We start from the raw sequence: 10,584 nt of genomic DNA on the forward strand, positions 1-10,584 counted from the left end.
TATAACAAAAAAGTAGACATGTTTTTTTTATGTCTACTTTTAGTTTACAACTTCAGTATATAACGGGATTTTATCTATAGGTATATTTAAAAGCATCCTTCTCCGCAAAATAGTATTACTAAAAGAAGGAAGAAGAATAATAATGAATCATTTTCTCTTTCATTAAAGCAGTCTGAAGTGCAGAATATAATAACTAATATTAGAAAGAAAAATAATAATGAGTCATCCATACAACCAAAATTTTCAAATATACCTCTTCTACATTCTCTCCTTACGCCTAAATCTTCAGTCATTATAATAACCTCCTTATATTTATTCCTCAATGTATTTTATGAAATTGAGATATAAGTGGTTACTAAAATTAAGATATTAATTGTATAAAAATAGTCAATTTGGACATATTAAATATATAAAAATTTAGGAGGAATAGTATGGATAAATTAGCATTAATACTTGTAATTATCGGTGCATTTAACTGGGGATCTATAGCATTATTTAATATTGATTTAGTAGCTAGCTTATTTGGTGGTTCTACTTCTGTATTAAGCAGAATAGTATATGGATTGGTTGGCTTAGCAGGTATTTATTCAATTAAATTTTTACTGAACGATAGAACTAGAGAGAGAGAATAGATTAATCTATTCTCTCTCTCTAGTTCTATTCTCCTGAAACTGATATATTTTTTACCTTAATAGAAGGTGAACCTACATCCCCACTAAAAGGTCCAAATTCCAAGTCTTTTCCTATTTCCTCAATATCCATCAATGTTTCAAAGAAATTTGCTGCTATAGTTATCTGATTAACCGGTCTCTTAATCTTACCATTTTCTATTTCATATCCGTAGGCAGATAATGAATAATCTCCAGATACTTCATTTAAACCAGCATGTAGACCTTCTACATTTATGATATATATACCTTTATCAATACTCTCTATTAACTCTTCTAGAGTTTTACTACCCTTTTCTATATATAAATTAGTAGGTGATATAGATATTGATGATTTATATGATCTTCTGCTTCCATTTCCTGTAGATTCTACTCCATCCTTATTTGCTGACTTTAAATTATATAAATATGAATTTAAAACTCCATTATCTATAATCTTCTTGTACGAAGTCTTGCATCCCTCATCATCAAAAGCTCTAGTTCCAAATCCATCTTTCAAGAAAGGATCATCAACTATAGTTAATATCTCATTTGCTATTTTAGACCCAACTTTATCCTTTAATCTTGATAAACCTTTTTGCACATTGTCAGCTGATAATATTGGGGTAAAAGCAGATAAGATATCTGCAAATACAGTATTCTTAAATACAACAGGGTAATTATCTGATTTAATAGTAGTTGCCCCTAACATAGATATACCTTCTTCTACCGCTTCTTTAGCAATTTCTCTATAGTCAATCTTTTCAAGATCATTAAATATTCTATAACTTAGACCAGTTTTTGTATCTTCACCATCTTTTACAATTATGGAAATATAACAAAATCCTCCACTAAATTTATCAGATAAATTTACTCCTTTGGTATTTATTATATATCTATCTCTTTGGAATTCTTGATAGGCACATACTTGTATAGCTGATACTCTGCTATCCATAGCTAATGCTTCTTTTTCCAAGTTTTTCATAAAAGCTATCTTATCTTCCATAGGAGTTTTTTCTAGACTGTCATTGTAATTATTTATTTCTTCATATTCATCTGAACCAGCAAAAATTATCTCTTTATCTAAAGAATCAATATATTTACCATTTTCAAAGGCTTCATCAATCAGCATATCTATGGAAGATTCATCTATTTTTTCTGTATATGAATATCCCATTTTTCCTTCATGCACTCCTCTTAAAGATAAACCTCCTGATTCTGAAATACTATATTTATCTAATTCTCTACCAAACACACCAATTTCAATTTCCTTTGACCTTTCTATGAAAACTTCTAGATCCTCCATCTTTTCTTTACCTTTGTTAAACAATTTATCTGTTAATGCTCTATAATCCATATTATTCATCCCCCCTTCTTCCGCCAACTGTTATAGACTTTATCCTAAGAGGCGGCTGACCTAAGCCTGCTGGTATAGAACCGCTATCTGCACCACACATACCCTGTCCTAAAGATAGATCATTGCCTACCATATCAATAAGCTCTAATACCTTAATACCATTACCTATTAATGTGGCACCTCTTACAGGTTTTAAAATCTTCCCATTTTGAATTAAATAACCTTCCATAACTGCAAAATTAAAATCTCCTGTAGCAGGATTCACAGATCCTCCACCTAATTTTTTAGCATATAGACCTTTTTCAGTATTTGATATTATCTCTTCTAGACTTGAAGTGCCAGCAGCTATATAAGTATTATTCATTCTAGAAGTAGGAGCAAATTTATAGGACTGTCTTCTACCTGAGCCAGTGGAGTCCATATTCATTCTTCTACCATTTAGCTTATCAATTAAATAGGATTTCAAAATTCCATTTTCTATAAGTATATTCTTTTGTGTCGGAGTACCTTCATCATCTATATTAGTAGTGCCCCATTCATTAATCATAGTCCCATCGTCTATTGCAGTTAATAAGGGTGATGCTACTAGCTGTTCTAATTTATTAGCAAATACCGATGTACCCTTAGATACAAAAGCTGCCTCTAGTGCATGACCACATGCCTCATGGAATAGAACTCCACCAAATTCATTGTCCATAATAACTGGCATAACACCTGATGGACAATGCTCTGCATGTACCATAGTTTTAGCAATTCTTGAAGCTTCTCTACCTATTTCCTCCACATTGACCTTATCAAAAAATTCAAATCCCATAGATGCACCTGGACCATAATATCCTTCCTGCATTTCTCCATCCTTAGATGCAACTGATGAAACAATAAATCTAGTTCTAACTCTTTTGTCTTCGGCTATTAATCCATCAGTATTAGCTATCAGTACATTCTGCTCTTCATCAAGATAACTTACCATTGCCTGTGATATAACAGAATCGTAATTTTTTGCAGCTTCATAGCCCCTTTTCATTAAATCTATCTTTTTTTTCTTTTGAACAGTTGATGGCATTATTTTAATTGGGTTATAATTACTTACATTAGATTTTATAAAATTCAGCCTTAAATCAACTGCCGCCCCCTGTAAAGCAGATGCTGCTTCTTTAGCAACTTTTATTAAATTTTCCTCTGTAGAATCATTTGTAAAAGCATAAATACAATTTAATTTATCGAATATTCTAATGCCTACTCCATAGTCCCTACCAGAAATATTATTTTCAATAAGTCCACCAACTAATTTAATACTAGAATTGTACTTATCTTCAACAAAAATTTCCGCAAAATCTCCACCTTTAGACAAAGCTGCATAAAGTACATTCTCTATTACATTTTTTTCTAACAAAAAAATCCCTCCCTTTATTTGTATTTATCATTATTATACAATATTATTTCGGGACTGAAAATAGTTTTTTGAAAATAAAAAAGGCTTCCACGTAAACACTTGTACGTTAAGGAAGCCTTTTATGAAACTCAGTTATGTCAATGTTACATTAAGATTGAATATAACTTTCCTATATGTCATGAAAGAACATTAGATATTCTGCCCTTCTTAAAAGAAATCACCTAGGAAGAATAATAGTATAAGTATCCATATTATGCCGCCATCTCCAAATATTCCTCCAAATCCTCCGTCACAGCGATCTCTATCACAGTCATCATTAAATAGTAATAGGAATATAAATATAATGATTAGTATCATACTGTTATCTTCGCCACCAAACAAGCCATTTAACATAAAAACAACCTCCCTATATTAGACTAATACATATTATTCTTATAGGGAGGTTTTGGTTACAATAGGTTCTTTTCCTTTCTAAGCTCTACTATGGATTTGGTAGAAATATTTTCCTTTGGGATATTGAGTAACTTAACTATATCTTTAAGTTCATCTTCATCATTAACTTCAATCTCCATATAAGGATAAGGGTAAGTTAAATCATCCCATTTATCTAAATCAAATCTTGCATTATTTAAAATATAAGAAGTTCTTTCCTTAAAGCCTTCTTGAATAACATAATATCCTAAGGATTCTAGGATTTCCAATATAGCATTTTTATCGGATATATCTGTATTAATTTCAATATTCTCTCGAATACCTTCTCTGTTAATGTTCTTCTTCATAGTTAATGTTAGCTTAGTATCTTTAGTTAAAGTTGATTTAGTTTCTCTTATTCTTAAATAACTATCTAGCTTGCCTTGAATAAAATTTTCTTTAGAATCAATTAATGTATTTACTTGAAGTTCTTTATCTATTAATGTAGCACCTAAAGACATCAACTTTGATTCCATCTCTTTTAAATCTATATTTAAAACCTTTACTTCAAGTTCCTTCATATCCATTTCCTCCATTAGCCATTATAAGCTTCTTCATCAACTATAATAGTTACATCTGGGTGAAGAAGTAAAAAAGATACTGGAAACATAGTAGTAACCTTATTATCATTTAATAATCTTTTTATAACCGGCGCTTTTTTTTCTCCACTGGCTAAAAGTATTATTTTTCTTGCTCTTAATATACTCCCCATCCCCATTGTTATAGCAGTCTTTGGTACTTCCTCCAGTGAATCAAAAAATCTAGAATTTACCTCTATAGTATTCTCTGTTAGTTTAACAACAGATGTACCTGCAGATAGAGCCTCATCTGGCTCATTAAAAGCTATATGCCCATTTTCACCTATCCCAAGTACTTGAATATCTATTCCACCAGCTTCATTTATCATTTCGTCGTATCTCTTACAATATCCCTCAATATTCTCTGCCTTTCCATCAGGAACATGAGTATTTTCCTTATTTATATTGATATACTTGAAAAGTTCGTTATCCATGAAATATGCATAACTACTTGGATGTTCTTGAGAAAGTCCAACATATTCATCTAAATTAAATGTTTTAACTTTAGAAAAATCCAATCCTTCTTCTTCATATGCTCTTATCATCTCTTTGTACATACCAATTGGTGTACTTCCAGTAGCTAACCCTAATACAATATCTGGCTTACTTGCTATGGATTCTATAAATATCCTTCCAGCTGTCTTACTTATTGCCTCATAATTTTTTTCAACTAATACTTTCATATTTTCACTCCCTACAATATTTTTTTTGGAATAAAATCGATATAATCACTAGATATACAGTGAACTTCAATTCCTTCAACTACTCCTTCAACAGCATATTTATGTCCTTCAGAATGTAAATGTCCATATACACAAATATCACCATTATATTCTTTTACTATATCAATAAATCCATTTGGACTACAATCAATATTAAATGGTGGATAATGTAAAACCACTATGATTTTTTCCACACTTTCCCTTAAAGAATCTAAAGATAGTTTCAATCTATTTAATTCTCTATTAAATACCTTATAATCTTGATCTTCAACTGTATCCACATCTATAGATGACCATCCCCTAGTGCCTACAATTCCAATGTTATCATATATATAGCTGTTATTCTGAAGAAAGTTAATTGTTTTAAGTCCAAGATTATTTAACTTTCTTAAGCTATTCCACCAATAGTCATGATTTCCTTTTATAATTATCTTTTTTCCAGGTAATTCATCTATTTTCAATAGATCTTCATAGGCTTCTTCAAGTTTCAATGCCCAAGATATATCTCCAGCTAACAACACTAGATCGTCTTCCTTTATATTAGCCCTCCAATTATCTATTATTTTTTCTTCATGATTTAACCAGTTATCACCAAATATCCCCATGGGCTTATCACCAGTATTATCAAAATGTAAGTCTCCAATAGCAAATATCAATATACCACCTCAGTTAATGTTGTTGATGAACATTAAGTTATAACCTAGTGTTTTCAACGTATTCTTAGTTAATGTAATACTTTACTTTAAGTTAATTAAATTGAACTTAGCTCCCAAGTCTTCTAATGCCTTTTTCTCACGATTATGACAAGTAAATAAAATAACCTGCCTTTCATTTCCAATATCAGTTAAAAACTCTATGATATTTTTAAGTCTGCTATCATCATATTGAATAAAACAATCGTCTAAAATTAAAGGTAATTTATTATCTACCATAGAATTAATTATCCCAAATCTAAGAGAGAAATACAATTGATCTATTGTTCCACCACTTAAACTATTTATATCTATTATTTCCCTGGTAATGGGATTTTCAACACTAATGTTTAAGGATTCACTAATCTTAATATTATTGTATTTTCCTTCTGTAATTTTTTCAACTATTTTACTAACCTTTTTATTTATTGCCGGAGTAAACTGACTATGAATATCCCTTGATAATTCTTCAATAGCCTGAGCTGCAATTTCAAGAGATTTATATTTATTTTCTAATTCTTCCTTATATTTTATCTTTCTCTCAATTTCCTCCTCTATTACAATTAACCTTTCAATATTTTTACCTAGGATATTAAGATTCTCCTCTGCTCCCCTTAGTGCAATTTTAATATCCGAGATATTCTCATTAATTCTATCAATTTGATATTTTATTTGATTTTTATCCATATCTTCAATGCCATTATTTATATCTAAATAAAAATTACCCAGTTCAGCAATTAGATTCTCTATTGTATCTTGTCCCAATACTTTCCTAAGAATTTCCTTTTTCCCTTCTGACTCTCTAATATATTGTTCATACATATTTCTTTTATCTAAGCTATAATTAAACTCCTGGATATCCCTAACATTATTTTCAGTAAATATCGCTTCAAGTGTAATTAAATTCTGTTTTTTATTAAATTCATCTTCATAAATTCTATCTAGTAAGAACCCTCTCTTAGTTTTTAGTTCATTGTATAATTCAATCTGTTCCTTTTGTCTATAATACTCAATTTGTAATCTATCTAATAATTTCTTAAGTTCCATTTTGCCTGTAGTATTATATTTTTCTAATAAACTTTTTTTCAATTTTTCTATTTCTTCAATTCTAGATCGTTTTTCTTTCTCTCTATTATATATATCTTCTATTTTTCTACTTATATCTTCTATAATATATTTGAGATTATTAACTTTATTAGTATAATAGCCTCCAATGGAACCGAAAACTATAAATAAGATACCAATTGGTATATACTTTTTAGTAATTATGGCTATAATTGCGAAACCAAATGCAATGATAGCTAATATAATGGAAAAAATTTGAATAACTCTATATTTTGAAGATTTACCCTTAAGTTCTTTATAATCTCTTTTTAAAAATTCTATTTTATTATCTTCTTTATTATAAAAAATTGTATTTTTTTCTTCTTCTAATTCCTCATAATAGTTATAGTCCTTACTTATTTCTTCAATTTTCTTCCCATAAATATCATTATATCTTTCGTTGTCCATAGATCCTAATCTATTTTCTATATTTTCTAATTCAAATTTAGATTGAACAATATTCTTGTCTATAAAATCAATAGCATTACTTAGGTTAATACTTTCCTTGTATTGATCCATAGATATATTAGCATAACTTGATAATTTGTCTATTTTTGAATTTAAATTTGCAATCTCACCTGACAGTATCTTAGCCTCTTCTAATGTCCTTGCCTTTTCTAATATTTCAACCTTTGATAACTTTTCTCTTAATCTAGATAAATTTCTCATTTCTATTTCCAGATTATTATTTAATCTTATTTTCTCTTCAAGATAAGATTGGTAAGCATCTTTTTCTGAAAGTATATTGCTTTTTTCCTCTTGGAGTCTTTCTATGTCTCTAAGATTTTTAGCATAGGGTTTTGTTGATGCTCTATCAGTTCCAATTTCCCCCATTCTTACCTTCAACTCAGATATGGCCTTATCAACTGATATATTATCATCTAGAGTTGTGGTAACATTAATTAACTTTTCCGTCACTTCAGCAGCTAATTTATCATCTGTCTTTGTACCTAATTGTTTAATAAATATCGTATTAGAAAAAACTCTAGTATTAAAACCAAAGAAATGAATACCTGGTTGCAGTACTCTCCCTGAACCAGCCTCTATATTTTTAGTGATATCTACTCCAGTAGTTTCATCTAAAACCTTTGTATTCTCTTCTCCTTTAGTAAAATTTCTTTCGATTCTATAGAACTTCCCATTATATTTAAAGCGTATAATACCTGCATATCTATTGTTATTCCAAGGATTATACTTCTCGTATTCTGGCAAATAATCTGTTCTCTTTATATTGGGCTTCAAAAAACCATAAAACATGCCATCAATAAAACTATGCAAAGTTGATTTGCCTGCTTCATTTTCTCCATATATAAGATTGATACCATCTTTCAAAACTATATTTTCATTTTTAAATTTTCCAAATCCAATTAAATTAAGTTCTTTAAGAAGCATGTCTAATTTCTCTCCTTTAAGAGTACTTCTAATCCCATATATAAAGCATCCTTTACTATAGGGTTGTCCAAATTTTTCTCTTTCATAGAATCTATAAATCTTCCAATTATATTTCCTTCATTCTCCTTTTCTAACTGTTCTAGATCATAGTCTAATATAGTGTTGTTGACTAATTCTATATGATAAAAATCATTGTTCAAATCTTTATTTAAATTTTCAACTATAATATCTTTTTGAATAAATCCTTTAAGGTTTATTCTATAGAAATCTATCTTTTTATTTCCTATACTAGTATTTCTTATCTCATTAATTATATCAGGATACCCCATATTCTCATCTATTATTACTTCAGTTTCAATAAATTTTCTTTTACTAAAAGGAACAAATTGAAATTCTGCTTTTTTATTACTTATCATCCCTTTAATTATACCTCTTTCTCCTAGCTCTCCAAAGTCCAATGGCTCTGGGCAACCTGAATATGCAATTTTTTCAGATATAATCTGAGGTTTATGAATATGCCCCAATGCTATATAATCCATATTTAAATTATTTAACTCCTGAAGATTTAAAGGAAGATAAGATGAATTGTTGGATATATCACCATGTATTACTAATATATTATTCTTTGTATTATCCAATTTATTTTCTAATCCATTAAATAAATTGTTTGTACGAATTTCAACAGTATCCCAGCTGTATCCATATATTACTGTGTTTAAGTCCTCAAACTCTTTCTTATTGATTCCTTCCCCATCAAAAATAGTAACATTGCTAGTCCATTCAACTCTAGTATATAGGGATTTGCTCCCCTTAAAATCATGATTTCCAGCTGATATGATAATATTAACATTCTCCGCAGTTTTAAAAGTATCTTTTACCCTAGTAATATCCCCTATGGTAAAATAGGCTTCTTCGAATAAATCTCCGGCAATTAATAAAAAATCAACTTTATTATCCTTAGCATATTTCACTATTCTTTCAAATGTAGACCATAATTCATTTCTTCTTTCTATTGCTTTTTCTTGTTGGAAAGAAACATTTTTAAATTTTAAACCTAGGTGTAAATCTCCTGTATGAATAAACTTAACCAAAATATCCCTCCTCCAAATTATGGTACTAAAATTATATCATATAATTATAGATAGATACTAATTAAAAAGAAAAGCCAGCTTAAAAAGCTGACTTTATTATTTAAGATATCATTCTCCCTAATGGACCATTTTCATCTATAATATCTTCTATTTCATATATGGAAATAGGAAAGTAAAGTATTCCATATACATATGGTGCTATTTCATACTCTTGAAAGAATATAGTTAAGGACAAATCAGCTATATAAAAATCTTGATTCGGTTTTATATGTTCAAATTCTCCTAAGGTCTGGATATCTCTATCCTCGATTTGTTCCTTAACTTCTTCAGACAGAACTTTAACATAATCTGAATCCGGTTTAAAAAGCTCTGGTAATTCATATAGTTTCCCAGTTTCTATATCAAATGTCAATCCTTTGACTATTGTTAGGCCATGGGCTCCACCAGAAAAAGCATAGTTTATTAAAGTTAAGGAGAGTATACCTTTTTGATTATTTTTAAGTTCCCATGTACCTGTTATCTGCGTTTCTGGATTATCATAATACCCTTGTTGATTTATTTGATTATACATTACTTCTAATATTACATCATTAATCTTGTCCTCCACATATATATTTTCCAGCCCATATACTTGAGGATAATATATTTCAAGCCTACGCATATCTAATTTTAGGGTTTTTATTTCAACGGGAAAAATATTTTCATTCATGATTTCCACTCCTTTTTTATTCGTTAATATAAAATATGCATTATTAAGGAGTTAGTGCTGATTTTTTATAACTGTAATAACCAGCTTTCAATTTCTTTAGTGAATCCTGAATTATTTCCTGTTTGTCTCATAGCTTGAATATATGATTTTATTGGTTTTTTATAATCGTACTTTTCTATCCAAGGTAACAATATTTCCTTACCATAAAAATTATATAGTGAACTTGCTATATAATAACCTAAAGAATAAATATCTAGTTTTTCCATTTCTAGATAATTTATATTACCTTCTCTTATCCCTAACAAAATATAGTTTAACTGTGAAAATTTTTTACCTATTAGCTTCATCTTTTCCTTGGTAATGGTTCCTATAGGATCATCTTTTTCTAAAACACTACCATGCTGTATTAGACATGCAGTCCCTTCTTC

Annotated in this window: 12 protein-coding genes; 1 reads left to right on the top strand and 11 read right to left on the bottom strand. The window is 29.2% G+C overall.

The genetic code is table 11. The features are described from left to right. Positions 1-86: 86 nt before the first annotated feature. Complete coding sequence (locus tag RDK80_RS19350; RefSeq protein WP_256310875.1) at positions 87-293, bottom strand: hypothetical protein; 207 nt, start codon at positions 291-293, stop codon at positions 87-89. 138 nt (positions 294-431) lie between these two features. Between RDK80_RS19350 and RDK80_RS19355 the strand changes: the two genes are divergently transcribed. Further along, positions 432-632: a DUF378 domain-containing protein gene (locus RDK80_RS19355; protein ID WP_256310876.1), complete on the top strand. Its 201-nt coding sequence runs from the start codon at positions 432-434 to the stop codon at positions 630-632. Between the two features lie 25 nt (positions 633-657). Here the strand turns inward: RDK80_RS19355 and RDK80_RS19360 are convergent, their stop codons facing one another. From RDK80_RS19360 to RDK80_RS19405, 10 genes are all read right to left on the bottom strand, one after another. Further along, entirely contained in the window at positions 658-2,004 is a 1,347-nt protein-coding gene (locus RDK80_RS19360; RefSeq protein ID WP_308525233.1) for a TldD/PmbA family protein, read from the bottom strand. Between the two features lies 1 nt (position 2,005). Beyond that, positions 2,006-3,397 (bottom strand): TldD/PmbA family protein, encoded by a 1,392-nt coding sequence (locus RDK80_RS19365; protein ID WP_256310878.1) that lies wholly within the window; start codon positions 3,395-3,397, stop codon positions 2,006-2,008. A 207-nt stretch (positions 3,398-3,604) separates the two neighbouring features. Then, a complete protein-coding gene (locus tag RDK80_RS19370) occupies positions 3,605-3,790 on the bottom strand; it encodes a hypothetical protein (RefSeq protein WP_216557152.1) in 186 nt (61 codons plus the stop codon). A 56-nt stretch (positions 3,791-3,846) separates the two neighbouring features. Further along, on the bottom strand, positions 3,847-4,389 hold the full coding sequence (locus tag RDK80_RS19375; RefSeq protein WP_256310879.1) for a class IV adenylate cyclase: 543 nt from the start codon (positions 4,387-4,389) through the stop codon (positions 3,847-3,849). Positions 4,390-4,403: 14 nt separating this feature from the next. Beyond that, positions 4,404-5,129: a glucosamine-6-phosphate deaminase gene (gene nagB, locus RDK80_RS19380; RefSeq protein WP_308525234.1), complete on the bottom strand. Its 726-nt coding sequence runs from the start codon at positions 5,127-5,129 to the stop codon at positions 4,404-4,406. 11 nt (positions 5,130-5,140) lie between these two features. Continuing rightward, the gene (locus RDK80_RS19385; RefSeq protein WP_256310881.1) at positions 5,141-5,824 is read right to left on the bottom strand and encodes a metallophosphoesterase; all 684 of its coding nucleotides are present in this window, start codon (positions 5,822-5,824) and stop codon (positions 5,141-5,143) included. A gap of 81 nt (positions 5,825-5,905) precedes the next feature. Further along, positions 5,906-8,356, bottom strand: coding sequence for an AAA family ATPase (locus RDK80_RS19390; RefSeq protein ID WP_308525235.1), 2,451 nt, complete (start codon positions 8,354-8,356; stop codon positions 5,906-5,908). Positions 8,357-8,358: 2 nt separating this feature from the next. After that, positions 8,359-9,447: a DNA repair exonuclease gene (locus RDK80_RS19395; RefSeq protein WP_256310883.1), complete on the bottom strand. Its 1,089-nt coding sequence runs from the start codon at positions 9,445-9,447 to the stop codon at positions 8,359-8,361. A gap of 100 nt (positions 9,448-9,547) precedes the next feature. Beyond that, a complete protein-coding gene (locus RDK80_RS19400; protein ID WP_256310884.1) occupies positions 9,548-10,156 on the bottom strand; it encodes a DUF3298 and DUF4163 domain-containing protein in 609 nt (202 codons plus the stop codon). A gap of 65 nt (positions 10,157-10,221) precedes the next feature. Further along, positions 10,222-10,584: DUF5700 domain-containing putative Zn-dependent protease (locus RDK80_RS19405; RefSeq protein WP_308525236.1), on the bottom strand; the 363-nt coding region annotated here is incomplete at its 5' end.

It is taken from the genome of uncultured Tissierella sp. (assembly GCF_902479755.1).
GTDB lineage: Bacteria > Bacillota > Clostridia > Tissierellales > Tissierellaceae > Tissierella > Tissierella carlieri.